Source organism: Hyphococcus sp. D3-15, assembly GCF_055809375.1.
The window spans coordinates 2,227,938-2,252,336 of record NZ_CM147910.1 but is presented as its reverse complement, the minus strand read 5'-3'; the positions used below and the strand labels follow the sequence as shown (position 1 = coordinate 2,252,336).

Genomic DNA, 24,399 nt, shown 5'->3' with positions numbered 1-24,399 from the left:
TGGCGGCAAGTCGTTTCGGGTTGCGTATAAAGAAAGCGTTTTTTGGTTTCATGGCCGCTGTTTTTGCAGCGGCGCCCATTAACGCGAGCGCGCAAGGCATTTCGGTTCTGCGCGATGCGGAGATCGAGAAATTTCTCGACGATCATTCGCGGCCGATCTTCGCGGCGGCTGGGCTGAATCCAAGTTCGATCCAGATCCTCATCATCAACGACCAGACCTTCAACGCTTTCGCCGGCGGACGCTATATGGGCGTCAACACCGGCATGCTGACCTTCGCCGAAAACCCCAACCAAGTTGAAGCGGTGATCGCGCACGAAGCCGGCCACCTTGCGGGCAATCACTCGGCGCGTTCAGCGGAAGCCATGGCCAATGCCAGCCGGCCAATGATCCTCGGCCTGTTGCTCGGCGCCGCCGCCATCGCCGCCGGATCGCCGGAAGCGGGCATCGGCTTGCTTGGCCTCGGCCAGAATGTCGCCATGGCCGATTACCTCGTTTACAGCCGCAGCCAGGAAGCGACCGCCGACCAGTCGTCGATCACCTATCTCGACCGCCTTGGCAAATCGACAAAGGGCGCGATGGATCTGTGGGCCCGGATGCGCAATTACCAGATCATCACCGGTCAGCGCGCAAACCCGTTCCTGCAAAGTCACCCGCTGGCGAATGACCGTTACGCCGCGCTGGCCGAGCGCGCGCAGAAGTCGCCCTATTTCGAGGTGAAAGACAGCCCGGAAGAAATCGCACGTCTCAGACTGATCCAGGGCAAGATCAAAGGCTTTCTCTACGACCCCAGCGAAACCCTGCGCGATTATCCGTTATCGGATCAATCGGAGCCGGCGCATTACGCCCGCGCGGTCGCCTATTACCGCCATTCCGACATCGACAAAGCCCTTGCGGAGATCCGTGAATTGACCTCCTCGCGGCCGGACTATCCGTATTTCCATGAGCTGGAAGGACAGATCCTGTTCGAATATGGCCGCACCGATGACGCGATCGAACCCAACCGCAAAGCCGTCGCGCTGCTGCCGGAAAATGCGCTGATGCGCGTCGGACTGGGACGCGCCCTCCTCGCCAGCGGCGATCCGAAAACCGTCGAGGAAGCCGTGATGCAGTTGAAACGCGCCACTGTTCTCGAACCGGATAATGGCTTCGCATGGTTTGAGCTGGCGCGCGCTTACTCCGAACAGGGCGATACGGCGCGGGCCAATCTCGCAACCGCTGAATCGCGCTACAATAGCGGCGCGCCGATGGATGCAAACCAGTTCGCCCGCCGCGCCTTGCCGGGGCTTAAGCGCGGCACGCCGGAATGGCGCCGCGCCATGGACATTATCCTTGCAAGCCAGCCCGCAGAGGGCGCGCCGCCCCTGCCCTCGTCAGAGCCAACGGGCGATGTCGGCACATTGCCGCCGACGCCGCAGGAACCGCAGAAAAGACCCGACGTTCCTGATCCGGTCATTGTCGACAACAATATTCGCTAACGCACTCATGTCATTTGCGCGCGGGGGGCCCGGCGCTGAATTTAGGAGACCATCGATGCTGAACTCGAAAGTCGCCACCGGCGCTGCGCTCGCGGGCGCGTTTGTTCTCGGCGCCATCGCGGTTGCGTATTCTTCTGCGCAACAACAAGCGGAAACCCCGGTCGCCGATGCGATGTCCCATGCGCCGAAAGCGAAAGTCACCACTTCCTTTTCCGATCTGGAAGAAGAAGAAATCGGCGAGCTTGTGCGTAACTATTTGATGGACAATCCGGAAGTCATCATCGAGGCGGTGAACAAATACAGCCAGGCGCAACGCATGGCCGCGGAAGAACAGATGAAATTCGCTGCTGTCGAAAGCCTGCCGGCCCTGCTCGATGCGCGAACCAGCTTTGTCGGCGGAAAAAATCCGGACAAGGCGAAAGTCGCCGTCATCGAGATGTATGACTATCACTGCGGTTATTGCAAAAAGGCCGCCGGGCTGATGAACGATCTGGTCAAGAAAGACTCCGACGTGAAGATCGTCTTCCGCGAATTGCCGATCCTGCGCGAAGAGTCCGAATACGCCGCCGAAATGGCCCTCGCCGCGCGCGAACAAGGGAAATTTCTCGAACTGCATTTCGCCATGCTTGATGCGTCTGGCGTGCTCACTGAAAAGCGCGTCGACGACATGGCCAAAAAACTCGGTCTCGATGTTGCGAAGATGAAAGCGTCCATCGAAAAGGACAACATCCCGCAGATGATCAATGACAACCATATGATGGCGTCAGCGCTCGGCGTTGAAGGCACCCCCGCCTTCATCATCGCCGCAGTGGACGGCTCTTACGTTGAAGTCGTTCCCGGTTTCGACGCGAATATGGTTCAAGAGAAAATCAAGGAAGCCAAAGCGGCGACGCGCTAATCGGCGCGCTCGCGCAGGCGCTTTTCCGCCGCCTCCGCCTTGCGCAGCTCGCGCATGCGCCAGACGATCAGCGCGCCAAGCGCGATGATCGACACCGTGTAACAGGTCAGGACGTAAGGCGTCGTGTGGGCGCTGAAATCTATCATACCGCCTCCGCAGAAACAGGCCGGCTCGGTGCGCGCGCGGCGCGCGCTTCCACACGCTGGCGCGCCAGCGCGGCGCGCATGCCGGCAAATACAAGCCAGGTGAACAACGCCGTATAAGCGATGATCATCGCGAAAAGCGGCGTCAGCATGCTCGGATCAATGCTCGGCCCGCCGGCGCGAATAATGCTCGCGCTTTGATGCAGGGAATTCCACCAGTCGACCGAGAATTTGATGATCGGTATATTGATGAAGCCGACAAGCGCCAGAATGCGTGCAAATCTTGCGGCGCGCGCGGTTTCGGGCACCGCCTGCCACACCGCCATATAGCCGAAATAAATGAACAGCAGCAGCAGCATGGATGTCAGCCGCGCATCCCACACCCACCAGGCGCCCCAGGTCGGCTTGCCCCAGACCGCGCCGGTGAACAATGCCAGCGCGGTGAACACCATGCCCGGCGCAGCGGCGGCGCGCGCCGCCACATCCGCCAGCGAATGACGCCAGACAAAAGCAACGAGGCTCATCAGGGCGATGAAGCTGTAAGACGCCATGGCCATCCATGCGGCGGGCACATGCACATACATGATCCGCGCGCTGTCGCCTTGCTGGTAATCGGCAGGCGAGAAAAACAACCCGACAACCACCCCGAAGGCCGCGCACAGAACGAAGACGCCGCACGCAATCGGTCCGGCGACGCGGGCGAAGGCTTCGAATTTCGCGGGATTGGAAAACCGGCTCCACATGAAACGGACGTCGCTCCTATTCCAGACTAACGCGCAGGGCGGCAATGGCGAAGGCGGGCGTCGCCGCCGCCATAAACAGGCTAAGGGCGCCCAAAATCAAGGTCTCGGGCGAAGCCAGTCCGCCGCCTGCGAGAAACGCTTTCGCCGCCATCACCCCGAACACCAGCACGGGCGCGGTGAACGGCGCCGCAATCACCATGGCCAAAAGCCCTCCGGCGCGAAGCCCGCGCTCAGCGCGGCGGTGAGAATGGCGATGAATATAAGCGCCGGCGCGCCGATAAGCAGCAGCGCGGCTAGCCCAACGCCCTGATCGAATGAAACGCCCAGCATGGTCAGGAAGAACGGCGCGGCGACAATCATCGGCAGCGCGGCGGTGAGCGCCAGCAATCCCGCCTTGGCGCACCAATAGGGCATGAGGCTCGGCTGCTCCGCAGCGATCGCGCGCAGGGAGCCATCCGCCAGATCGCTTTCAAACAAATCCGCCGCCGCAAACTGGACCGCCAGGGCGGCAGCCAGCCAGATCGCCGCCGGCGCGGCGGCAGCAAGCGCGCTCAAAGACGGACCAAAGGTGATGCCGGCGAGCGCAGTGAACACCGCAAAGAAAAACAGCGCATAAAACCAGCCGCCGCCGGAGCGGAAGGCGAGCGCGATGTCGCGCGACAGAATGGCGAGACCGAGCTTCATCGCATCAGCTCCACGCGCTTGAAGCCTTCGCCCAGATCATCATGGGTCGCGACAATCGCGATGCCGCCGCGCGCCAGATGATCATCGATCAGCTTGCGGATGATTTTGACGCCATCCCGGTCGATCGCCGCGGTAGGTTCATCGAGCAGCCAGACCTCGCGCCGGGCCAGCAAGGCGCGGGCCAGATCAATCCGGCGGCGCTGGCCGGCGGAAAGGCTGCGCGCGCGCAAATGCGCAAAGGCCATCGCATCGACCGCTTTCATCGCCGCCGGCACATCGCCGCCGCCATAGGCGCTCGCCCAGAATTTAAGGTTCTCTTCCGCGCTCAGCGCCGGTTTTACGCTCGCCTCATGGCCGAGAAAGAAAATGCTCCCTTCGGGCGGCCGCTCGCTTTCGGCCTCGCCTTCGCGCCAATTGACGGCGCCCTCCGCCGGACGGATCAACCCTGCAAACATGGACAGAAGGCTCGATTTGCCCGACCCGTTCGGACCGAAAAGTTGCAGCCCCTCGCCGGGCGCCAGATCAAAGCTCACCCCGCGCACGACCGCCGTCCCGGCGCGGTCGCACCCGGCCCCGGCGGCGGAAACACTGATTGCGCGGCGATATTGCTCCATGGTCCAAGGGTTTACGGTAATTCGCCCCCTTGAGGATAGGCGGCAGGCCCGGCAAATGGCGCGACCAAAAGGCGTTTGTCCGGCCCCGCGCTCCGCGCTACATAGGCGTCATGAAACCAATCCACCGGAACCGGCGTTTGGGCCTGATCGCAGCGGGGGGCGTTCTGTTGACCGCCGCCGCCTGGCTCGCCTTCACGGCGCTGCAGCGTAACATCGCCTATTTTTATACGCCGAGCGAAGCGGCGGAAGCCGCGATTGCGCCGGAGACCCGCATCCGCCTCGGCGGGCTGGTGGAGACCGGCAGCCTCGATCATGGCGACGGCTTGCAAATCAGTTTCCGGGTGACCGACGGCACGGCGACCGCGCCCGTCACCTATACCGGCATCGTGCCGGATCTGTTTCGCGAGGGGCAAGGCGTCATCGCCCAAGGCGCATTCAATGCGGAAGGGGTTTTCGTCGCGCAGACGATCCTCGCCAAGCATGATGAAAATTACATTCCGAAAGAACTCGAAGGCATCACCCATGAAGTGAAGCCCGACGCGCCGCTTACCAATTAAGCGCGTCAGCCTTTGGTGCCATAAATCCGATCGCCGGCATCGCCGAGCCCCGGCAAGATGTAGCCCACATCATTCAACTCGCGGTCGAGCGACGCGGTGATGATAGGAATATCCGGATGGGCTTTTGAAAATTTCTCAACGCCTTCCGGCGCGGCGACGAGACAGAGAAACTTCATCTGCTTCGCGCCCGCTTCTTTCAGTTTGTGGGCGGCGGCAATCGCCGTATTGCCCGTCGCGAGCATCGGATCGACCATGATCACCACCCGCTCGCCGAGCTTGTCCGGCGTTTTAAAATAATAGGAGATGGCGTCGAGCGTTTCGTGATCGCGATAGATGCCCACATGCCCGACGCGCGCCGACGGCACCAGATCGAGCAGCCCATCAAGCAATCCATTGCCGGCGCGCAGGATCGACACGAAACATAGTTTCTTGCCTTCAAGATAGGGCGCCGTCATTTTCTCCATCGGCGTTTCGATCTCGATTTCGCCAAGGGTCAGGTCCTGCGTCACCTCGCAGCCAAGCACGAACGCCACCTCCCGCAGCACCTGCCGGAACTGCGCCGTGGATGTGTTTTTATCCCGAAGGATGGTCAGCTTGTGCTTGATCAGCGGATGATCAACGACGGTGAGATTGTCAGACATGGTCCCTCGATTGTCTCCATGACATTTCATCTTTATCAATCATGCGGTGAGGCTTGTCCATCAGGAGACCTGCGATGCTGAATGATTGGGATCACCAGTTTATCCAACGCGCCTTTGAAGAAGCAAAGAAAAGCTATGATGAGGGCGGCTTGCCCATCGGTTCGGTGCTGGCGCGCGGGCCCGATCTGATCGCCGCCGGTCATAATCAGCGGGTGCAGCAGGGCGATCCGATCGCCCATGGGGAAATGGATTGCCTGCGCAAGGCCGGGCGCCAAAAGAGCTATCGCGACCTGACGCTGTATACGTCGCTATCGCCCTGCATGATGTGTTCGGGAACCATCGTGCAGTTCAAGGTGCCGCGGGTCGTCGTCAACGACACCAAGAATTTCGGCGGCAATGAAGATTTCCTGCGCGAACGCGGGGTTGAGGTGATCGACGTCGCGCATCCGGAGTCGCTTGAACTCATGGCGCGGTTCATCCGCGAAAAACCGGAATTGTGGAACGAAGACATCATGGAGTGAGGCCGGAACGCGGTCTGGGCTCAGATCAACGCCGCAACCGCATCCGTGAACGCATCCGTATTGTCCTTGCCGCCAATGTCGCCGGTGCCGCGCCCCGATGCGAGCGCTTTTGAAACAGCCGCTTCGATGGCGTCCGCAGCCGCGCCCTCATTCAGGCTGTATCGCAACATCATTGCGGCGCTCATGATCGCACCGGCGGGATTGGCCTTGCCCTGCCCCGCAATATCCGGCGCGGAGCCATGGATCGGCTCGAACAGGCCGCGCGTTCCCTCGCCTAACGAGGCCGACGGCGCCAGGCCAATCGATCCCGACAGCACGCTTGCTTCGTCGCTTAGAATATCGCCGAAAAGGTTTTCGGTGAGGATCACGTCATAATCCGCGGGCGCCTGAATGAGCTTCATCGCCATGGCGTCAACCAGCATATGGCTTAGCTCTACATCGCTATACTCTGCTTTGTGCAATTCGATGACGGCGCTGCGCCACAGACGGCTGGTCGCCAGCACATTCGCCTTGTCCACGGAAACGACGCGGTTCTTGCGCTTGCGCGCCGCCTCGAAGGCGATGCGCGCCACGCGGGTCACTTCGTCCCTGGTGTAGACGCATTCATCGGTCGCGCGGGTCTCTCCTTCTGTGCGATCGCCGAAATACATCCCGCCCGTCAGTTCACGGACGATCAGCATATCAACACCGGTCACGCGCTCATCGCGCAAGGGCGACAAGTGCTCCATGCCCGCCGCAACGCTTACAGGCCGCAAATTGGCGTAAACGCCGAGCGCCTTGCGCATTTCCAGAAGACCCGCTTCGGGACGACGCTTGGCGCCATCCCATTTCGGACCGCCAATTGCGCCAAGGAAAATCGCGTCGGCCCCAAGGCAGGCTTCTTTGGTTTCCTTGGGAAACGGATCGCCCATGGCGTCAATGCCGGCGCCGCCGAAAAAGCAATCCTGATAATCGAGCGAGAGAGAAAACTTTTTCGCCGCCGCGTCCAGAACGCGCTTTGCAGCATTGGCGACTTCGGGCCCAACCCCGTCGCCGGGCAGAAATGCGATTACGGCCATTTTTTTATCTTTCGTAGGCTTCAATATCTGGCAGTTGATTCAACAAATGCCCCAGCGGATCAACCCCGTCGAGAAGGCAGCGCCGGGCGAACGCCTCCATGGCGAAACCGGCCTTCTGGCCTTCGCCGAAGCTGACTTCACAGGTCTCAAGATTAATCGTGACTTCCGCGCCCGGCGCCGAGAGCAGTTTTTTATGCGTCGCCTCATCGACCTCGACCGGCACCAATCCATTTTTTTGCGCATTGCTTTTGAAGATGTCAGCAATGTCGGAGCTGATCACCGCGCGAAATCCAAAGTCAGAAAGCGCCCAGGGCGCATGTTCGCGCGATGAACCGCATCCGAAATTCGATCCCGCCACCAGAATCTGATGGGTCGCCGGATTAACACCGTTGAATACGGATGAGTTTTTCGGCCGGCCATCTTCATCGTAGCGCCAGTCGTAAAAGGCGGATTTGCCGAGACCTTCCCTTGACGTGGTGGTGAGGAACCGCGCCGGGATAATCTGGTCGGTATCGATATTTTCCTGCGACAGCACGACCGTGCGCGAGGTCAACGCCTTGAACGGATCAAAGGACATTACGCGCTCTCCTTTGCAAACAGGAAGGGACGCGGGTCCGCGATGTGGCCTTCAATCGCTGACGCCGCAGCGGTTGCGGGGCTGGCGAGCACGGTGCGCACCCCCTTGCCCTGACGGCCGATGAAATTGCGATTGGACGTGGAAACCACAAGCTCGCCCGGCGCGCCCGCATCGCCGTTCATGGCGATGCACATGGAGCAACCCGGTTCGCGCCACTCGGCGCCCGCCGACAGAAACACCTCATGCAGTTTTTCCGCTTCAGCAGCGCGCTTCACCGCCTCTGAGCCCGGCACGATCAACGTGACAACGCCGGGCTTCACCTTGCGGCCGCGCATCACCTGCGCCGCCTCGCGCAGATCCTCTAGCCGCGAATTGGTGCAACTGCCGATGAATACGCGATTGACCGCCGCATCCGAAAACGGACGGCCCGCATTGAACTTCATATAGTCGGCGGCGTGATGCTCCGCATCCGTATGGGGTTCCGGCGCGATCTCATCCACCGGCGCGGCAGCGTCGGGCGACACGCCATAGGTGATCATCGGGCGGATCTTCGTTGCGTCGACTGTCGCTTCCTTGTCGAAATGCGCGCCTAGGTCCGTTTTGAGTTCGACCCAATCGGCCAGCGCTTCATTCCAGGCAAGGCCCTTTGGCGCAAAGTCGCGGTCTTTCAACCATTCGTAAGTGGTGTCATCGGGCGCCACCATGCCGGAGCGCGCGCCCGCTTCAATCGACATGTTGCAAAGCGTCATGCGTCCATCCATGGACAAATTGCGCACCGCCTCGCCGGCGAATTCGATGGCGTAACCCTGCCCGCCATCGGCGCCGATCTGCGCGATCATAGCGAGCGCCATGTCCTTGGCGCCGACGCCTGCGGGCAGCGCGCCCTCGAAATTCACCCGCATGGATTTCGGCTTGCGCTGAAGCACGCATTGCGTCGCCAACACATGCCCGACCTCGGTGGTGCCGATGCCGAAAGCGAGCGCGCCAAAGGCGCCATGGGTCGATGTGTGACTGTCGCCGCACACGATAGTCTTGCCGGGCTGGGTCAGGCCAAGCTCCGGCCCGATCACATGCACGATGCCGCGGCGCGGATCGCCGAGCCCCAGCAGCTCAACGCCGTGTTTTTCACAATTCTCGATCAGCCGCTCAACCTGGCTTTTCGCTTCCGGCGTGGCATAGGGCAATTCGCCTTTGGCGTTCGCCGGCAAAGTCGGCGTCGAATGATCGAGCGTGCCGAATGTCTTGTCAGGCCGGCGCACCTTTACGCCGCGTGCATCCAGCACCGAGAACGCCTGCGGAGACGTCACCTCATGAATAAGGTGGAGGTCGATATAAAGCACCGCGGGCGCGTCATCCGTTTCGTCAACGACGACATGGCGCTCCCACAATTTATCGAACAAGGATTTTGGTTCTGATGCTGACAAACTCATGACGCCGCTGCCTCACCGGAGAAAGAAACTGCGCCGGCGCGAATCGCCGCCGCCTGATTGATCGCCGCTACAAAGGCCGCAACGGCGGCGTCGGCGATGTCCACTTCCTTGCCTTTACCGCTGAAATCGCGACCATCCACCGTGACCACGGCGTCAGCGCGCACAACGCCTTCCTCGGCAATATGGCTCAGATCAAGCGTCTTGATGACGCCGGAGACATCCGTGATGGCGCAAACAGCGGCAAACGCCGCATCAATCGGGCCCGCCCCTTCATGGGTCACTGTGTGCTGATCGCCGCTATCATGCTCCAGCGTGATCCGCGCATATGGCTTGGTGTTTTCTTCAATATCGATATGCAGATTAGCGCGGCGCATGCGCCAAGGCCCGACGCGGCCATCGACAATGGAATTGCCGGTGATCAGCTTCACTAGTTGCGCGTCGGAGACCTCGCGGGTTGTGTCCGCAAGTTTTTTGAAGGCCGGGAAAATATCCTCGACCTTTTGCGGCGAGATTTTAAAGCCCAACGCTTCCGCGCGGGCGCGCACCGCATGTTTGCCCGAATGCTTGCCCAGAACGATGGAATTGGCGGGCATGCCGACGGCCTCGGCGTCCATGATTTCGTAAGTGCGTTTATTCGCCAGCACGCCGTGCTGATGGATGCCGCTTTCATGGGCGAAAGCGTTCTTGCCGACAATCGCCTTGTTGCGCGGGATCGGATTATGGGTGACACGCGAAAGCGCCAGGCTCGCCGGATAAATCTTGGTGGTTTCGATCTGCGTGCCCAACTGGAAGAAATCGCGGCGCGTCGCCAAAGCCATGACCGCTTCTTCCAGCGAACAATTGCCCGCGCGTTCGCCAATGCCGTTAATCGCGCATTCGATCTGGCGGGCGCCGCCGCGCACCGCTGCCAGCGAATTCGCAACCGCCATGCCGAGATCGTCATGACAATGCGTGGAGAAAGTCACCTTTTCCGCGCCCTTCGCATTTTCCGACAGAAAGCGGAAGAGTTCGGTGATTTCCTCCGGCGTCGTATAACCCACCGTATCGGGAATATTGATCGTCGTGGCGCCGGCTTCGATCGCCGTGTTCACCGTTTCGATGAGATAATCCCGCTCCGTGCGGATCGCATCTTCCGGCGAAAACTCCACCTCATCGCATAACGGCACAGCCATAGCGACAAGACGGCCGATGCGTTCGACAATCTCGTCCTTTGTCATCTTCAGCTTGGCTTCGCGATGGGTCGGGCTGGTGCCGATAAAGGTGTGAATGCGCTTGCGCCGCGCAGGCTCCAATGCGCGCGCCGACGCCTCGATGTCTTTTTCATTGAGGCGCGACAGCGAGCAGATCGTCGGCCGCCTGATCTCCGTGGCGACAGCGGAAATCGCCGCGGAATCGCCGGGCGAGGCCGCCGCAAATCCCGCCTCGATAATATCCACATTCAATGCTTCAAGCGCGCGCGCGACGGTCAGCTTGGCGTCCGTCGCCATGGAAAAACCCGGCGCCTGTTCGCCATCGCGCAAGGTGGTGTCGAATATTTTGACGTGGCCGCTATCTGGGCGTTCTACGTCGCTTGCATCTGTTTCTGTGTTGGTCACTTTCGAATTCCTTCATGCTGTTCCTATGGTTCGCCCATTTTTATCGCGCGGCGATTTCACCGCGCGGGGCTAAGGAGCAGGCTCGATAGAAAATTCAACAAATGACGCAGCAACATGAGTTTAGTCCCTTTCAACGCCGCGCCGGATTGACAGGACGCCGGTGCGCGACACTTCTGACAAGCCCAATGGCTTCATCAGATCGATAAAGGCGTTGATTTTCTCGCGCGCGCCGGTGATTTCAAAAACAAAAGACGTATGCGTCGTATCGAGCGCACGGGCGCGGAATATATCCGCCACGCGCATCGATTCCACCCGCTGATCGCCTTCATTGACCACTTTGACAAGCGCCAGTTCACGCTCCAGCGCATCGGTCTCCGCCGTCACATCGATGACCCGGCGTACCGGCACCAGCCGGCCGAGTTGCGCCTTGATCTGTTCGATTTTTGACGGCGTGCCGCGGGTTACGACGGTGATGCGCGAAGTGTGTTTCTCCACATCCGTTTCCGCAACGGTCAGGCTCTCAATATTGTAGCCGCGTGCGGAAATCAGGCCGACCACGCGCGACAGCACGCCCGGCTCGTTATCGACGATGACGGCGATAATGATCTCGCGTTCAGCGCCTTCATCGCGCGTGACCGGATAGACCGACTGAGATTGCGGCGTGGGCGCGTTCATACCAACGTCTTTCCCTGTTCGCTGACGGAGTCTTCCTTGATCTCTCCAAACAGCATTTCATTGTGGGCGGCGCCCGACGGAATCATCGGGAAGACATTTTCTTCCTGGGTGACGACGCAATCGAACAGCACCGGTTTCGGCGACTCGATCATCTCGATGATCTTCGCATCCAGTTCATCCGGCGTCGTCGCGCGAATGCCATGACCGCCATAGGCCTCGGCGAGCTTCACGAAGTCCGGCAGGCTCTCAGAATAGGAGTGCGAATAACGTCCGCCATGCAACAGCTCCTGCCACTGACGCACCATGCCGAGATAGGCGTTGTTCAAAATGAAGATCTTGATCGGCAGATCATGCTGCACCGCCGCCGACATTTCCTGCATGGTCATCTGCACCGACGCGTCGCCGGCGATATCAATGACCAGCGCATCGGGATGGGCTGCCTGCACGCCAAGCGCCGCCGGCAAGCCATAGCCCATGGTGCCAAGTCCGCCGGAAGTCATCCAGCGATTGGGCTGGTCGAAATGAAAGTACTGCGCCGCCCACATCTGATGCTGGCCGACCTCGGTTGTCACAAAGACATTCTTGCCGCGGGTCAGCTCATACAGACGCTCAACCGCATGTTGCGGCTTGATCACATCGGTTGAAGGCGTGAATTGGAATGAATTACGGGCGCGCCAGCCTTTAATCTGCGCGAACCAGTCATCCATGCGCGCCTTGTCATGGGTTTCGGTTTTATCGCGACGTTTCCACTCGTCGAGCATCGCCGCCATAACCGCGCCCGCATCGCCGATAATACCAATATCGACCGGCACGTTTTTGTTGATTGATGACGGGTCGATATCGATATGGATCTTGCGCGAATTGGGCGAGAACGCATCAAGCCGGCCGGTCACCCGGTCGTCGAAACGCGCGCCAATCGCGACCATCAGATCGCAATCATGCATGGCGTTGTTGGCTTCACAGCTGCCATGCATGCCGAGCATGCCTAGCCAATTGCGGTCCGACGCAGGAAACGCGCCGAGCCCCATCAAGGTCGATGTGACCGGAAAGCCCGTCGCCTTGGCGAGTTCGCGCAAGATTGAAGAGGCTTCAGGCCCGGCATTGATAATGCCGCCGCCCGTATACAAAACTGGCCGGCGCGCATGACGCATCAGATCGACAGCCTGTTCGATCTGATGTGCGCTGATCTCCGGCGTGACGATGCAATTGCGGTTCTGCGCATCGGCGCGCGCCGTATAGAGCGCAGACTCGAACTGAATGTCTTTCGGAATATCGATCAGCACCGGACCGGGACGGCCATTGCGCGCAATATGAAATGCTTCATGCACCGTCGGCGACAGGCTATGGGCTGACCCGACGAGATAGTTATGCTTCGTACAGGACCGGGTGATCCCGGTCGTGTCGCATTCCTGAAACGCGTCCGTGCCGATCAGAGGACGCGCGACCTGCCCGGTGATGCAGACCACAGGAATGGAATCCAGCAACGCATCGGCGAGGCCGGTAACGGCGTTGGTCGCGCCGGGACCCGACGTCACCAGCGCGACGCCGACCTTGCCCGTTGAGCGCGCATAACCTTCCGCCGCATGCAAGGCGCCTTGTTCATGGCGCACCAGAATGTGGCGGATGGTGTTGCGTGCAAAAAGCGCGTCATAGATCGGCAGCACGGCGCCGCCGGGATAGCCGAAGATCACTTCGACCCCCTGCTCCTCCAGCGCATCAAGGAGTAGTTCGGCGCCCGATTTTGAAATCGTGGTCGCCGGCTTTGTCGCTTGTTTTGCTTCGGAAGCAGTCATGACGGTCTCAGGTCCTTTTGGCCTCAGTTTTCTTTAGTGTTTGCGCCCGGCTTCAACCAGGACATGCGCGCGCGCAATTCCTTGCCGGTCTTTTCGATCGGATGCTCAAGATCAGCACGCAGCATCTGGTTGTAACGAACCTTGCCGGCCTGATTTTCAACGATCCAGTCATGAGCGAAGTTGCCGTTTTGAATATCGGTCAACACTTCTTTCATGCGCTGTTTGGTTTCCGCATTGACGACGCGCGGGCCAGAAACGAAATCGCCGTATTTCGCGGTTTCGGAAATGAAGTCATGCATGCGCGTAATCCCGCCCTCATAGAAGAGGTCGACAATAAGCTTCAGCTCGTGAAGACACTCATAATAAGCGATCTCCGGCTGGTATCCCGCTTCCACAAGCGTTTCGAAACCGGCAATGACGAGCTCTGACGCGCCGCCGCAAAGCACCGCTTGCTCGCCGAACAGGTCGGTCTCGGTTTCTTCGCGGAAAGTCGTTTCGATCACGCCTGCCGACGCGCCGCCAATCAGGCTCGCATAGGCCAGCGCCTTGTCCTTGGCCTGACCGGTCGCATCCTGATGAATGGCGAACAGGCTCGGCACGCCGCGGCCGCGCTCATATTCAGAACGCACCAGACCACCCGGGCCTTTCGGCGCGACCATGATCACATCCACATTGGCCGGCGGATTGATGCGGCCATAAAGAACCGTGAAACCATGCGCCATCAAGACCGCGTCGCCATCATTCAGATTCGGCTCGATCTGGTCTTTGAAAATCTCTTCATGGGTCATGTCCGGCGTCAGGATCGCAATCAGCTTCGCCTGGCGCGATGCTTCCGCAACGCTCGCCACTTCAAGACCGTCTTCAGCGGCGCGTTTTGCGCCCGGACCGTCCGGGCGGACGCCGACGATCACTTTGCACCCTGAATCATGCAGGTTGAGCGCATGGGCGCGGCCCTGGCTGCCATAACCGATGACTGCGACGACATCGTTTTTCACGACCGCCGGATTCGCATCATCTTCCGTATAAACTCTCATCTTTCAAAATCCCTCTTGCCGTTTACTCGTTGAATGATTGGATGGTGATGGCGCCTTTCGACGCCGAAGAAACCAGTCTTGCGTATTTATCGAAAACGCCGCCCATAAGGTTGGGTTTTCTTGGTTTGAACGCCGCGCGGCGCGCATCCCAGTCGATATCCGCGTCGATCCGGCGCGCTTCTGCGTCGATGCGGATCTTGTCGCCTTCTTGCAGCAATCCGATGGGACCGCCATCCGCCGCTTCCGGCGCCACATGCCCGATGACGAAGCCGTGGCTCGCGCCGGAAAAACGTCCATCGGTGATCAGCGCCACTTTGCCGGCGAGGCCCTGGCCCGCAACGGCGGCCGTGACCGCAAGCATTTCGCGCATGCCCGGCCCGCCTTTCGGCCCTTCATAGCGAATGACGACGACATCGCCTTCCTTGATCTGGCGTTTTGAGATCGCTTCGAACGCAGCTTCCTCGCCTTCGAAAACCCGGGCGACGCCTTCAAATGGCTTGTCCGCATAGCCGGCCGTTTTCAAGACTGCACCTTCCGGCGCCACATCGCCATACAACACGCGCAGTCCGCCCGTTTCTTTGAACGGGTCGCTGACCGAGTGCACGACCTTCTGGCCGGGCGCTTCCTCCGCTTTGGTGAATTCTTCAAACAAGCTTGTCCCGGAAACCGTTGGCGTGTCGACGATTTTGCCGCCTTCCATGAGCTTCTTGCCGAACAGGCGCACGCCGCCGGCGGTGTAAAGATCTTTGGCGAGAAACTGCCCGCCCGGTTTCAGATTGGAGATTACCGGCGTGGTGCGCGACAACTCGTCGAACAAATCGATCGAGAACGGCACGCCCGCTTCGCCTGCAATCGCCGTCAAATGCAGCACGGCGTTGGTTGATCCGCCCGATGCGACAACCGATGTCGCGGCGTTGCGCATGGATGCTTCGTTGATGAAGTGCCGCGCCGTCTTGCCTTCCTTGACCAATTGCGCCGCAAGCTTGCCGCAACGCACGCCTTCGGCCGCTTTTTCCTCCGCAATCGCTGGCGGATCGCCTGCGCCAATCGGCGCCAATCCCAGAAATGCGAGGGCCATCGCCATGGTGTTGGCGGTGAATTGTCCACCGCATGCGCCCGCACCGGGGCAAGCCGCGCGTTCAATCTGATCGAGCTCTTCGTCGCTCATGTCGCCCTTGGCGTGCGCGCCGACCGCTTCGAACACATCCTGAATGGAAAGGTCTTTTTCCTCGCCGCGGAATTTGCAATGGCCGGGCATGATGGTGCCGCCATAGAAAATCACGCCGGGAATATCCATCCGCGCCAGCGCCATTGCAGCGGCAGGCAGCGTCTTGTCGCAACCGACGAGAATGACAGCAGCGTCGAGCGAATGTCCGCGCACCGCGAGTTCAATTGAGTCCGCAATCACCTCGCGAGAGATCAGCGAAGCGCGCATGCCCTCGCCGCCCATGGTGATGCCGTCCGACACGACGATGGTGTTGAAATCGACCGGCGTCGCGCCGCCGGCGCGAATGCCTTCGCGCACCGGTTCGGCCAGCTTGTCGAGATGCATGTTGCAGGGCGTCACCGTCGACCAGGTGTTGACCACGGCGATAATCGGATTGGCGAGCTCTTTGTCACCAAGCCCCGTCGCGCGCAGCATCGCACGAGCCGGCGCTTTCGCAGGCCCTTTGGTAATGGCGTCTGATCGTTTTGTCGTCATCTCGTCCGTTCATTCTTTCCTGAACGAACCGCCGGGCATGAAAAAACCCGCTCCTTTTGGGAGCGGGCTGTCCGGAGGTCCGTGCTGCTAAACTAGCGCGCGGGCTCCATGGCCGCTCCCCGAATGGGGCTAATAAGGAGTACCAGTACGAGTACGACGAGGCTTACAGCCATAAGCAAAGGCTCCACGGTTGCCACCGCGCCTTCTCCCTTATTGCTGAATTCCGCCAAAGCCCGCATTTCACTACTCTTTTGCGCCATTGTGCGGCGCCAACCCCGATTACATCCCGGCCCATTAACAAACAAGGAAAAAATGACCAAATTCGCCATTTTTTTCGATTTCGGCGCTGGGTGCGCCCGCAGGAATAGCAGATTGTGCTCAGGATTGAGTCGGCAGCATTTCGCCAGCCAGACAGACGCCGTTTTTGCGGGCGTCAGCCGCAGCATTCGGCCTCAAATCCGGCCGGCCAGAATGGTTGAGGTCAGGCTGTCCGACCCGACCTGCAATAGCGGGCCAGCGCCGACCGGCTCCAGGCTTTGGCTCTTATAAAACCCCTTCGCCCGGAGATTCTCGTCAGAAACGATGAGCCAGACCCAACGCCGCTCCCTGGCGCGGATCGCAGCCAGCGCGCTTTCAAAGAGCTGCTTTCCCAATCCTGCGCCGTAAAAATCCTTGAGCACGTAAATCTGCTTCAGTTCCGATGAACCGCCCTCAAGCGGACGCGCCGTGCATTCGTGATGTTTCACCACATAAAACCCCGCGGGCGCGCCGTCCTGTTTTGCAATCACGCAGTCTGCTGCGGGATTGCGGAGCAGCGCATTCGCAGCGTCCAGCGAATAATGCTCGCCGCAATAGGCGCTGATATTTTCCTTGCTGTGGACGTCTGCATAGGCGTGCTCAAAAGTCGTGACCCACAGATGCTGCAGCAATGCCGCATCGCCTGCCTCGGCTTTCAGAAAATCAAACACCCGCGCTGCGCCTCATTAGGGACGAACCTGTCCGGTACCGCGCACGACGTTCTTGTAGGTCGTCAGCTCTTCAACCCCGGCCGGACCGCGCGCATGGAGCTTGCCGGTGGCGATGCCGATCTCCGCGCCAAGGCCGAACTCGCCGCCATCGGCGAATTGCGTCGAGGCGTTGTGCATGACGATGGCGCTGTCGACTTCGGCGAGGAAACGCTTTGCGGTGTCTTCATTCTCGGTGACGATGGAATCCGTGTGGCTGGAGCCATATTTCGCAATATGAGCGATCGCTCCGGCGACCCCGTCCACAACCGCGATAGACAGGATCGGCGCGAGATATTCCGTATAAAAATCTTCTTCGGTGGCGGGAACCACGGTCGGATCGATCTTCCGCAATTCCTTGCCGCCGCGGAGCTCGCATCCTTGTTTGCGCAAGGCCGCGACGATGGGCGGCCACGCCTCCGCTGCGATCTCCTTATCGATCAACAGGGTTTCCATGGCGCCGCAAACGCCGGTGCGCCGCATCTTGGAATTCACCGCAATGTCGACGGCTTTTTGAATATCGGCGTCGCGATCCACATAGACATGACAGACCCCGTCGAGATGCGACAGGACGGGCACCCGCGCCTCTTCCTGCACCCGCGCCACCAGCGACTTGCCCCCGCGAGGGATGACAAGATCAATGCGCCCGCCAAGCCCGGACAGGATCGCGCCAACCGCCGCGCGGTCTGTGGTTTCGACAAACTGCGCCGCCCCATCAGGCAAACCGGCGACGCCCATCGCGTCATGGAAACAATCGAACAACGCCTTCGATGTTTTGATGCATTCCGACCCGCCGCGCAGGATCACCGCATTCCCGGCCTTCACCGCAATCGCCGCCGCATCGACAGTGACGTTCGGGCGGCTTTCGTAAATCATCGCAATGACGCCAATCGGCGTTCTGACGCGCTCGATCTCCAAACCATTGGGCCGCGACCATTTTGAAATCGACTTGCCCACCGGATCGTCAAGTTTGGCGATATCTTCCAGCGCCTGCGCCATGCCTTCAATGCGTTCGGGGTTCAGCGCCATACGATCGAGGAACGCAGGCTCCGTGCCCCGCGCCTTGGCGGCGGACAGTTCCGCCGCGTTCACTTCCAGAATGCCGCCGGAGCGTTCGTGGATCAGCTCCGCCGCCTTGGCGAGCGCCGAATTTTTTTGCTCGCTCGATGCGGACGCCATAATCCGCGACGCCGCGCGCGCCTTCACCCCGAGCGTTTCCATATAGTCAGTCAGCGAATGGTCCTCGGTCATTATTCGCTCCTCAAAATCAAATCGTCTTTTTCGACCATGGCCGGGCGGCGGCGATAGCCGAGCAGCGCCTCGATCTGGTCTGACTTCGCGCCGGCGATCTTGCGCGCATCCCCGGCGTCAAAAGCGATGAGGCCCTGCCCCACATGGTCGCCATCGACTGTGACGATCTCAACCGCATCGCCGCGCGCAAAGGCGCCTTCAACAGAGGTCACCCCCGCCGGCAGCAGGCTTGCGCCGGATTTGAGCGCTTTTGCAGCGCCCTTGTCGATCGTGATCCGCCCTGTGGGCTTCAACCGCCCGGCGATCCATTGCCGCCGCGCGCCTTCATGGGTCGTCGCCGACCGCAGCAGCGTCGCCGCCCCGCCGTCAAGCACCGCCCTGACCGGATGATCCACTGCGCCCAACGCGATTATGGTGGCGCAACCGGCGCTGCCGGCGATTTTCGCGGCGGCGATTTTTGACGCCATGCCGCCGGACCCGACACCGGCATTCTGATTGGCCCCGCCCGCGCTACGCTCGATCTCCGGCGTAATCGCTTCAACCAGCGCGATATGCTCGGCGGCAGAATCCTTACGCGGGTCCGCCGTATAAAGACCGTCAATATCGGACAGGATGACCAGCAAATCACTTTCGATCAGCTGCGCCACATGGGCGGCGAGCCGGTCATTGTCGCCATAGCGTATTTCGCTGGTGGCGATCGTGTCGTTCTCATTGACCAAGGGCAGCGCGCCGAGATCCAGCAGCGTACGGAATGTTGCGCGCGCATTGAGATAGCGACGGCGGCTTTCCGTATCTTCCAGCGTCAACAAAATCTGCGCGATGGCGATGTCATGATCGGCGAAAGCGCGTTGCCACGCCTGGGCGAGCGCCGCCTGTCCCGCCGCAGAGGCCGCCTGTTTCTCGTCGAGACGCAGCGCGCCGGAAAGCCCGAGGCGCTTTCGCCCCAAAGCGATCGCGCCTGACGTCACCACCACAACTTCTACGCCTTGGCCCCGCAACGCGGCGATGTCGCCTGCAAGACTGGCCAGCCACTGCTCGCGCACCTCGCCCTCAGCACCGCATAGAATTGCGGAGCCCACCTTGATGACAAGGCGTTTGGCGGCATGCGCAGCCATAGACGCGGCGCCCTGCGCTGCGTTCTGATTCAGTGTATTGGCCATGGAACCGGCTTTTAGCTGAATGTCTGAATGCGGCGCAAAGACTTTTCTCCACCCGGCGGCGGGGTCAATGCAATCCGTTCAAGATCGGCGAAAATGCTGCCAACCGTGGGCGCGCGCCCGGCGCCCTTGCCCTCACAGGTGAAGGCCTCGCCATTGGTGTTGACGATGCGCAAGGCGTTGCCTTCGCCCGCGATGCCGGAAAACAGTTCATCATCGTCGACGCGCTCAAAGCGGACGCGCGCGGTGATGCCGCCATCGGGCGACTTCTTGATCGTCGACAATTGCTTCCACACGCCGCCGATCTTGATGAACTCGGCCGCCCGTTCGGCGGTCAGCGGCTCAACCCGGATCGAGTCCTGCGGGAATTCGCGGCCAAAGGCTTCATAGGTCAGGATCGATATCTTCGCCCGCGCATCCTCGCCGGAAAGATCCGCCGTCGGGTCTGGTTCTGCAAAGCCCGCATCCTGCGCATCTTTGATAGCGGCCTCAAAGGACGCGCCTTCTTTCATCGCAGAAAGAATGTAATTCACCGTGCCGTTGAGGATCGCGGAAATTGCGCGCGCATCGCCCGCATCGCGTGCGCGCCGCGCGGTCTCAACCATCGGAGACCCGCCGCCGACTGATGCGGAATAGGAAAAAATCGCGCCGGATTGCTGCGCGAGTTTGTGCAACTGGGCGAGATTGCCGGCGACCGCCTGTTTGTTGGCCGTCACCACATGCACGCCGCGCGCGAGCGCCGCTTCAATCAGGCGCAAGCCGGCTTCGCCAGATGGCAACGCATCGATAACCACGTCAGGCTGTTCAACGAGAAACACATTCGGATCGGAATAGGTGCGAAGTCCTGAAAGACGCTCATCGCGGGCCTTGTCAGGATTGTTCACCAGCGCAGCGCACAGGACATAAGCCGTTTCCGGCTCGACCAGACGCAATGCTGCGCCTTCGCCAATAACGCCAAGACCGGCCACAGCGACGCGCAGGCGTCTCGGCCCGTTTAGCTCTTCACCGCCGCCGGTATTAACCTTGTCATCCACATCTAGGCACATTTGCTTGCCGCCCCACTTGATAGATACGCCACTTTTCCAGCGCCTGCCTCCCCCGCAGCATCGAGCGCCGTTTGTATATCTCGCACAAGATCATCACTGTGCTCAAGCCCGATGGAAAACCGGACAAGACGGTCGGTAATGCCGGCGGTCGCCCGCGCTTCCGGCGTCATCGCCGCATGGGTCATGCAGGATGGCGTGCAGACGAGGCTTTCAAAGCCGCCCAGCGATTCGGCGATAGTGAATAAATTCAATTTACGCAACAATTCGATTACATCGACGCCCTCAGCGAATTCCACAGAGAACATTGATCCAAATCCGTACTGCTGGCCCTTGGCGATCTCATGACCGGGATGCGATTCAAGGCCCGGATAGAACACCTTCGCCACGCGAGGATCTTTTTCCAGTTGCGTGACCACATCGCCGGCGGTCGCCTGCTGGCGCTCAATGCGCGGGAACAAGGTCCGCAGCCCGCGCAGGGTGAGGAATGAATCGAATGGCGCGCCCGTAACGCCGGTGCAATTCGCCCACCAGGCAAGCTCGTCGCCAAGCGCCTGATCTTTCGCGATCACCGCGCCGCCAACCACATCGGAATGGCCATTGATGAACTTGGTCGTTGAGTGAACGACGATATCGCAACCGAGCTCAAGCGGGCGCTGCAGCGCCGGCGACAGGAAGGTGTTGTCCGCCGCGACGATCGCGCCGCATTTTTTCGCATGCTCGACGACGGCGCGAATGTCGGTAATCCGCAGCAACGGATTGGACGGCGTTTCGACCAGCACCAGCTTCGGCTTGCGCTCAAACGCCGCCGCCAGCTCAACCGGATCAGTCTGGTTCGCGTAAACCAGTTCAAACTGGCCGCGCTTGGCGCGCGAGGTCAGCAAACGATGAGTGCCGCCATAACAATCATGCGGCGCGATCACGATCTCGCCCGGATCGACGAGATTCAAAATCAAATCGAGCGCCGCCATGCCGGACGAAACAACCACGCCGCGCGCGCCGGATTCGAGTTGCGCCAGCGCTTCTTCAAGCTGCGTGCGCGAGGGATTGCCGGAACGCGCATAATCATATTGCGGCTTTTCCAGCGGATCGTTCCACGCGTAATTCGCGGAAAGATGAATTGGCGGAGAGACTGAGTTAAACGCAGGATCAGTCGCGACGCCGGCAGAGGCAATTAGTGTTTCCGGGCGCAGACCTTCTGGGCGCTGAGCGTCACTCATGATAAATTCTCCTCAAGGAAATTTTTAAGATGCGGGCCAATGACGGTGGTTTCTTTCAAAAACGCGTCATGACCGTAAAGCGATGAAATCTGGATAAAGCGGGAGTCACGCAATGCGTCGGCGAGGCGCTTCAGATCGGCAAGCGGCGCCAGCCGGTCGCTGTCGGCGGCGATCACAAGGGATTGCGCGGTGATTTTGGCGAGATCGGTGCGGTGCCGGTCAATCGAGATCGGACAGCGTCACATAGCGGCGCGGGTCCATATTATAGGCGCCGCCGCGCGCCACGAGATAATCGCACACGTCGTAGGTATCGCCGGCCGCTGCGCCGGGCGTGCTGTCAAACCGCTCGCCGAATTCTTCCGGCGTCCGGTAGGTCACCATGGCGAGCTGGCGGGCGAGCGCCACGCCGCCTTGCGCATCGCCATTCTTAATAGCGAAATCGATGATCCGGCGCTGCACGCCGCGCAACGCGGTTGCTGACGGATGCGGACGGTCCGGCGCTGAAATGGCGCAGAGTTTTTCAAGCCGCGCCGGGAACAGCTCCGCAAAGGCGAGACCGATCATGCCGCCATAAGAAGCGCCGACAAATCCGAAAAGCTTTTCGATATTCACAACATCAAGCGCGTCGGCCAGTGCGCGCGCATGGTCGCGCGTCGTGATGGTGCGGGCCGTCTCCCCGACATTAGGCAGGAAATCGAATCCGACAACACAGAACCGGTCGAGATCGATATAGCCGCCAGGGGCCACGATATTGCGCCACCAGCCGTCGCCATCCTTGCAGTCAGCAACAGCGCGGCCAGCGGAAATTCCGCCGGCGACAGCAATCGCGGGTTTTTCAAGGTCGCCATAGACGCGCACCTTGAGCTCCGGACGGCTCAGGCTTTCGCCGCTATCGAGAACAAACTCCGGCGGCAAAAACACCGTGACGTCGCAAAAGGGCTGCGATTTTTTCTTCGCGCCTTTTTCCGTCCGTTCTTTTGTCGCTGCTGACATGCTCAGCCTCTCCGCGTAAACCCGTTCAACTCGATCCGGAAATTCGCTTGAGAGACCTGAATCGGACGACTTTGTGCCATTCGGCGTCGTGCTTCGTCCGACCCATCTCTCAGGAGGCAAAACCTCCCGCAGGAATTGGCACCTTTCCCAAAAGTCCGGTCAGAACTTCTCGGCGGTTGCCCCAGCGTCAAAGGGCCTATCCCTCGGCTGGTCTTGATGAGTTAGTGAGGGTGGTACTTCGCGGATGCAGCGCCGTCAACAGGATAGTTCAAGCGGACCATAAATTTGGCAGAAATTGCTTCGCATCTAGAGCATTTCACCGGTCAGCGCTCTGGCGTCTCCCAGTCGGCGGGCGGGACATTGCGGCGCTGGAGGCGGATCGCAAGACCCAGCGAAACCCCGACCCCGATGGCGATGGTGAGATCGGCGGCGACCGTCAGGATCAGCGTCACCAGCAGCACCGCCTTGTCGCCTAGCGGCGCCGACAAATAGCTGCGCCATTTATGCGGCTCGCTCATATTCCAGGCGGTGAGCAGCAACAGCCCCGCCAGCGCCGGCATGGCGAGATAGCCGGCCAGCGGCGCGGCGACCAGCATGACAATCAGGATGGTCGCGGCGTGAACAATCCCCGCCACCGGAGTTTTGCCCCCTGCCCTGATATTGGTCGCGGTGCGCGCAATCGCGCCGGTCGCGGGCAAGCCGCCGAACAAGGCCGAACCGATATTCGCCGCGCCCTGCGCCAGAACCTCCGCATTCGGACGATGGCGGCCGCTGGTCATCTTGTCGGCGACCATGGCCGAGAGCAGCGATTCAACGCCCGCGAGAAAGGCGATCACAAATGCCGATGGCAGTAATTCGAGGACACGGTCATAGGACATGACCGGCAAGGAAGGCATCGGCAAATGGCTCGGCAGCGCGCCAAAGCGCGAGGCGATCGTATCCACCGGCAGCGACCAGATCGCGACCATCGCAGAGGTCGCCGCGACGGCGACGATCAGCCCCGGCAATTTGGGCGCAAGGCGGCGCAAGCCCGCGATCAGCACTATCGTCGCAAGCCCAAGCCCGAAGGCGGCGGCGCTGGCGCTGTCGCGCGCCGCCCACAAGACCGGCCATTTTTCAAAAAACGCCACAGGAACTTCTTGCGCAGTAAGGCCCAGCAAATCTTTCAACTGGCTTGAGGCGATGATGATCGCAATGCCGATGGTGAAGCCGTTGACCACAGCCTCCGGCACGAAAGCGATCAGCTTTCCGGCGCGCAGAAAGCCCGCTATCAACAAGATGATCCCGGCCATAAAGGTGGCGAGCACCAGCCCGTCATAGCCATGCTCTGCGATCACCGTGTAGACGACGACAATGAAAGCGCCGGTCGGTCCGCCGATCTGCACCCGGCTGCCGCCCAGCGCAGAAATCAGGAAGCCCGCGACAATGGCGGTGACGATGCCCTTGGACGGATCTGCGCCGGAAGCGATGGCGATGGCGAGGCTCAACGGCATCGCAACCATGGCGACGGTAATACCGGCGAAAAGGTCAGCCCAGAACAGCTTCAGCGAATAGTCTTGCAGAGTCGTCAGGATTTTTGGCTTCATCGTAA

At 60.5% G+C, this 24,399-nt stretch carries 26 protein-coding genes and 1 riboswitch; of the genes, 4 read left to right on the top strand and 22 right to left on the bottom strand.

Features of this window, described 5'->3' with window-relative positions; translation table 11 throughout:
- Positions 1-50: 50 nt before the first annotated feature.
- Together AC0L8G_RS11140 and AC0L8G_RS11135 are read left to right on the top strand one after the other, a co-directional pair.
- Positions 51-1,475 (top strand): M48 family metalloprotease, encoded by a 1,425-nt coding sequence (locus tag AC0L8G_RS11140; RefSeq protein WP_473384267.1) that lies wholly within the window; start codon positions 51-53, stop codon positions 1,473-1,475.
- Positions 1,476-1,530: 55 nt separating this feature from the next.
- Positions 1,531-2,373 (top strand): DsbA family protein, encoded by an 843-nt coding sequence (locus AC0L8G_RS11135; RefSeq protein ID WP_473384266.1) that lies wholly within the window; start codon positions 1,531-1,533, stop codon positions 2,371-2,373.
- Here the strand turns inward: AC0L8G_RS11135 and ccmD are convergent.
- From ccmD to ccmA, 5 genes are read right to left on the bottom strand one after another with little or no spacing between them, the layout of a single operon-like run.
- Positions 2,370-2,519, bottom strand: a complete 150-nt coding sequence (gene ccmD / locus AC0L8G_RS11130; protein ID WP_473384265.1) for a heme exporter protein CcmD — start codon at positions 2,517-2,519, stop codon at positions 2,370-2,372. The two genes, AC0L8G_RS11135 and ccmD, sit on opposite strands and share 4 nt — an antisense overlap.
- On the bottom strand, positions 2,516-3,259 hold the full coding sequence (locus tag AC0L8G_RS11125; RefSeq protein WP_473384264.1) for a heme ABC transporter permease: 744 nt from the start codon (positions 3,257-3,259) through the stop codon (positions 2,516-2,518). Before AC0L8G_RS11125 ends, ccmD begins: the two co-directional genes overlap by 4 nt.
- A gap of 16 nt (positions 3,260-3,275) precedes the next feature.
- The gene (locus tag AC0L8G_RS11120) at positions 3,276-3,458 is read right to left on the bottom strand and encodes a hypothetical protein (RefSeq protein WP_473384263.1); all 183 of its coding nucleotides are present in this window, start codon (positions 3,456-3,458) and stop codon (positions 3,276-3,278) included.
- Complete coding sequence (locus AC0L8G_RS11115) at positions 3,452-3,943, bottom strand: heme exporter protein CcmB (RefSeq protein ID WP_473384262.1); 492 nt, start codon at positions 3,941-3,943, stop codon at positions 3,452-3,454. The genes AC0L8G_RS11120 and AC0L8G_RS11115 overlap by 7 nt, the downstream gene beginning before the upstream one ends.
- Complete coding sequence (gene ccmA, locus AC0L8G_RS11110) at positions 3,940-4,557, bottom strand: heme ABC exporter ATP-binding protein CcmA (RefSeq protein WP_473384261.1); 618 nt, start codon at positions 4,555-4,557, stop codon at positions 3,940-3,942. Before ccmA ends, AC0L8G_RS11115 begins: the two co-directional genes overlap by 4 nt.
- Before the next feature lie 110 nt (positions 4,558-4,667).
- Here ccmA and ccmE point away from each other — a divergent pair, with 110 nt between their 5' ends.
- The gene (gene ccmE / locus AC0L8G_RS11105) at positions 4,668-5,114 is read left to right on the top strand and encodes a cytochrome c maturation protein CcmE (RefSeq protein ID WP_473384260.1); all 447 of its coding nucleotides are present in this window, start codon (positions 4,668-4,670) and stop codon (positions 5,112-5,114) included.
- A gap of 5 nt (positions 5,115-5,119) precedes the next feature.
- Here ccmE and upp read toward each other — a convergent pair whose 3' ends face one another.
- The gene (upp, locus tag AC0L8G_RS11100; protein ID WP_473384259.1) at positions 5,120-5,755 is read right to left on the bottom strand and encodes a uracil phosphoribosyltransferase; all 636 of its coding nucleotides are present in this window, start codon (positions 5,753-5,755) and stop codon (positions 5,120-5,122) included.
- A 74-nt stretch (positions 5,756-5,829) separates the two neighbouring features.
- Here upp and AC0L8G_RS11095 point away from each other — a divergent pair, with 74 nt between their 5' ends.
- Complete coding sequence (locus tag AC0L8G_RS11095) at positions 5,830-6,276, top strand: nucleoside deaminase (protein ID WP_473384258.1); 447 nt, start codon at positions 5,830-5,832, stop codon at positions 6,274-6,276.
- A gap of 20 nt (positions 6,277-6,296) precedes the next feature.
- On the opposite strand, the gene leuB is transcribed toward AC0L8G_RS11095, so the two are convergent.
- From leuB to AC0L8G_RS11015, 16 genes are all read right to left on the bottom strand, one after another.
- Positions 6,297-7,334: a 3-isopropylmalate dehydrogenase gene (gene leuB / locus AC0L8G_RS11090; protein ID WP_473384257.1), complete on the bottom strand. Its 1,038-nt coding sequence runs from the start codon at positions 7,332-7,334 to the stop codon at positions 6,297-6,299.
- Positions 7,335-7,338: 4 nt separating this feature from the next.
- Entirely contained in the window at positions 7,339-7,911 is a 573-nt protein-coding gene (leuD, locus tag AC0L8G_RS11085; protein ID WP_473384256.1) for a 3-isopropylmalate dehydratase small subunit, read from the bottom strand.
- Entirely contained in the window at positions 7,911-9,341 is a 1,431-nt protein-coding gene (leuC, locus tag AC0L8G_RS11080; protein WP_473384255.1) for a 3-isopropylmalate dehydratase large subunit, read from the bottom strand. Before leuC ends, leuD begins: the two co-directional genes overlap by 1 nt.
- Complete coding sequence (locus tag AC0L8G_RS11075; RefSeq protein ID WP_473384254.1) at positions 9,338-10,936, bottom strand: 2-isopropylmalate synthase; 1,599 nt, start codon at positions 10,934-10,936, stop codon at positions 9,338-9,340. The genes leuC and AC0L8G_RS11075 overlap by 4 nt, the downstream gene beginning before the upstream one ends.
- Positions 10,937-11,056: 120 nt before the next feature.
- Positions 11,057-11,611: an acetolactate synthase small subunit gene (gene ilvN / locus AC0L8G_RS11070; protein ID WP_473384253.1), complete on the bottom strand. Its 555-nt coding sequence runs from the start codon at positions 11,609-11,611 to the stop codon at positions 11,057-11,059.
- Positions 11,608-13,404, bottom strand: a complete 1,797-nt coding sequence (locus AC0L8G_RS11065) for an acetolactate synthase 3 large subunit (protein WP_473384252.1) — start codon at positions 13,402-13,404, stop codon at positions 11,608-11,610. Before AC0L8G_RS11065 ends, ilvN begins: the two co-directional genes overlap by 4 nt.
- A 23-nt stretch (positions 13,405-13,427) precedes the next feature.
- The gene (ilvC, locus tag AC0L8G_RS11060; RefSeq protein ID WP_473384251.1) at positions 13,428-14,438 is read right to left on the bottom strand and encodes a ketol-acid reductoisomerase; all 1,011 of its coding nucleotides are present in this window, start codon (positions 14,436-14,438) and stop codon (positions 13,428-13,430) included.
- 22 nt (positions 14,439-14,460) lie between these two features.
- Positions 14,461-16,140, bottom strand: coding sequence for a dihydroxy-acid dehydratase (gene ilvD, locus AC0L8G_RS11055; protein ID WP_473384250.1), 1,680 nt, complete (start codon positions 16,138-16,140; stop codon positions 14,461-14,463).
- Positions 16,141-16,592: 452 nt separating this feature from the next.
- Complete coding sequence (locus AC0L8G_RS11050) at positions 16,593-17,108, bottom strand: GNAT family N-acetyltransferase (protein WP_473384249.1); 516 nt, start codon at positions 17,106-17,108, stop codon at positions 16,593-16,595.
- 15 nt (positions 17,109-17,123) lie between these two features.
- Positions 17,124-18,395: a glutamate-5-semialdehyde dehydrogenase gene (locus AC0L8G_RS11045; protein ID WP_473384248.1), complete on the bottom strand. Its 1,272-nt coding sequence runs from the start codon at positions 18,393-18,395 to the stop codon at positions 17,124-17,126.
- A complete protein-coding gene (proB, locus tag AC0L8G_RS11040) occupies positions 18,395-19,555 on the bottom strand; it encodes a glutamate 5-kinase (RefSeq protein WP_473384247.1) in 1,161 nt (386 codons plus the stop codon). Before proB ends, AC0L8G_RS11045 begins: the two co-directional genes overlap by 1 nt.
- An 11-nt stretch (positions 19,556-19,566) precedes the next feature.
- A complete protein-coding gene (locus tag AC0L8G_RS11035) occupies positions 19,567-20,586 on the bottom strand; it encodes a homoserine dehydrogenase (protein ID WP_473384246.1) in 1,020 nt (339 codons plus the stop codon).
- Between the two features lie 2 nt (positions 20,587-20,588).
- A complete protein-coding gene (gene metB / locus AC0L8G_RS11030; protein WP_473384245.1) occupies positions 20,589-21,815 on the bottom strand; it encodes a cystathionine gamma-synthase in 1,227 nt (408 codons plus the stop codon).
- Positions 21,812-21,991, bottom strand: a complete 180-nt coding sequence (locus AC0L8G_RS11025; RefSeq protein ID WP_473384244.1) for a hypothetical protein — start codon at positions 21,989-21,991, stop codon at positions 21,812-21,814. Before AC0L8G_RS11025 ends, metB begins: the two co-directional genes overlap by 4 nt.
- 43 nt (positions 21,992-22,034) lie before the next feature.
- Positions 22,035-22,808, bottom strand: coding sequence for an alpha/beta fold hydrolase (locus tag AC0L8G_RS11020; protein ID WP_473384243.1), 774 nt, complete (start codon positions 22,806-22,808; stop codon positions 22,035-22,037).
- Positions 22,809-22,907: 99 nt separating this feature from the next.
- Positions 22,908-23,031: riboswitch (SAM riboswitch) on the bottom strand.
- A 100-nt stretch (positions 23,032-23,131) separates the two neighbouring features.
- Positions 23,132-24,394 carry a SulP family inorganic anion transporter gene (locus AC0L8G_RS11015; protein ID WP_473384242.1) on the bottom strand — a complete coding sequence of 421 codons (1,263 nt, stop codon included), beginning with the start codon at positions 24,392-24,394 and terminating at the stop codon, positions 23,132-23,134.
- Positions 24,395-24,399: the final 5 nt, after the last annotated feature.